Source organism: Actinomadura logoneensis, from assembly GCF_003428695.1.
In the GTDB taxonomy this organism is placed as follows: domain Bacteria; phylum Actinomycetota; class Actinomycetes; order Streptosporangiales; family Streptosporangiaceae; genus Spirillospora; species Spirillospora logoneensis.
On sequence record NZ_QURH01000622.1, the window covers coordinates 1 to 2,308 of the forward strand.

Here is a 2,308-nt window from a genome sequence, read left to right on the forward strand (position 1 = left end):
GGCTCGTCCGAGCCCGGCGGCAACCCCGGGGCCCCGGGCGGGCCGTCCGGCGACCCGCAGGACGGGCCGCCCGGCACCCGCCCGCCGGGCATCCCCATGGGCCGCCCCTTCGGCGTCCCCGTCTTCGTGTCGCCCAGCTGGTTCCCCATCGCGCTGCTCGTCACCGTCATGTTCGAGGGCCAGGTCAACAACGCCGTCGGACGCCCCGCCAGCTACCTCGTCGCGTTCACCTACGCCCTGCTGCTGTACGGCTCGGTGTTCGTCCACGAGCTCAGCCACGCCGTCACCGCCCGCGGCCTCGGCCTGCCCGTCCGCTCGGTCACCCTCAACATCCTCGGCGGCGAGACCTCCATCGCCCGCGAGGCCCCCACCCCCGGCCGCGAGTTCCTCATCGCCTTCGCCGGGCCCCTGGTCAACTTCGTCCTGGCCGCCCTCGGCATCGCCGCCCACTACCTCCTGCCGCTCCCTCCCGTCGCCGTCCTGCTAGTCGACGCCCTCACCATCGCCAACCTCCTCGTCGGCGCCTTCAACCTGCTGCCCGGCCTGCCCCTGGACGGCGGACGCCTCGTCCGCGCCGCCGTCTGGAAGATCACCGGCCACGCCCGCAGCGGCGCCGTCGCCGCCGCCTGGATCGGCCGCGCCGTCGCCCTCGGCTGCCTGCTCACCGGCGTCTGGCTCGCCTCCCTGCCCGGCCGCGGCGTCGGCTGGCTCGCCCTGCTCTGGTCCGCCATGGTCGCCTCCACCATCTGGATCGGCGCCACCCACGCGCTGCGCGCCGAACGCGTCCGCGACCGCATCCCGCTGCTGTCGGCGCGCCGCCTCGCCCGCCGCGCCGCCCTCGTCACCGCCGACACCCCCCTCGCCGAGGCCGTCCGCCGCGCCCAGCAGGCCCGGGCCGGCGCGCTCGTCGTCACCGACCACGACGGCCGCCCCCTCGGCCTGGTCAGCGAGAAGGCCGTCACCGCCACCCCCGAGCAGCGCCGCCCCTGGATCACCGTCGGCGACCTGTCCCGCGGCCTCGAACCCGACCTCGCCCTCCCGGCCGACCTCGCCGGCGAGGCCCTCATCGACGCCCTGCGCCGCGCGCCCGCCACCGAGTACCTGCTCCTGGACGCCGACGGCGGCGTCTACGGCGTCCTCGCCATCTCCGACGTCGACCGCGCCTTCGCCGGAATCTGAACCGGCCGCCGAACAGGAGAACCGAACCGGCGGACGAACAGGAGAGAACAGGAGAACCGACCGGAACCGAACCGGGCACCGCGCCCACCCGGGCGCCCACCCGGGGCGCCCGCCCGGGACACCGCACCGCTCTCCGCTCCCGCCCGGACCGACGCGTCCGAGCGGTCCCCGGAGCCCGCTAGCCTTGACCTCCATGAGCGAACCCACGCCGCCGACCTCCGGCGACACCCGCACCACCCCCGCGCAGGCCCCGGCGACCGGCCGGATCCCGCACGGCCCCTTCCGCCCCGGCGACCAGGTTCAGCTCACCGACCCCAAGGGCCGCATCAACACCATCACCCTGCAGCCCGGCAAGCAGTACCACTCCCACAAGGGCAGCATCGAGCACGACACCATCATCGGCAGCCACGAGGGCACCGTCTTCCGCTCCAGCGGCGGCACCGAGTACCTCGCCTTCCGCCCCCTGCTGTCCGACTTCGCCGTCCGCATGCCGCGCGGCGCCGCCGTCGTCTACCCCAAGGACGCCGCCCAGATCGTCGCCCAGGCCGACATCTTCCCCGGCGCCCGCGTCATCGAGGCCGGCGCCGGCTCCGGCGCCCTCACCTGCTTCCTGCTCCGCGCCGTCGGCGAGCACGGCCTCGTCTCCTCCTACGAGCGGCGCCCCGACTTCGCCGACATCGCCCGCGGCAACGTCGAGAAGTTCTTCGGCGGCCCGCACCCCTCCTGGAAGCTCACCGTCGGCTCCCTCGAGGACGCCCTCACCGAGACCGAGGTCGACCGCGTCGTCCTCGACATGCTCGCCCCCTGGGAGACCGTCGACGCCGTCGCCAAGGCCCTCATCCCCGGCGGCCTCGTCTGCGCCTACATCGCCACCACCACCCAGATGTCGCGCGTCGTCGAGGAACTGCGCGGCCACGGCGCGTTCGCCGAGCCCTACGCCTTCGAGACCATGCTGCGCTCCTGGCACGTCGAGGGCCTCGCCGTCCGCCCCGACCACCGCATGGTCGGCCACACCGGCTTCCTCGTCACCGCCCGCCGCCTCGCCGACGGCGTGACCCCGCCGCTGCGCCGCCGCCGTCCCGCCAAGGGCGCCCAGCCCGACGCCGCCGCCGACGGTGCGCCCGCGACC

The 2,308-nt window shown here is 75.4% G+C and carries 2 protein-coding genes; both read left to right on the forward strand.

Going from position 1 to position 2,308, the window contains the following annotated elements:
• The coding region (locus tag DZF91_RS24795) for a site-2 protease family protein (RefSeq protein WP_407920938.1) at positions 1 to 1,179 on the forward strand (1,179 nt) is incomplete at its 5' end.
• 193 nt (positions 1,180 to 1,372) lie between these two features.
• On the forward strand, positions 1,373 to 2,308 hold a 936-nt coding region (locus DZF91_RS24800; protein ID WP_147341359.1), incomplete at its 3' end, for a tRNA (adenine-N1)-methyltransferase.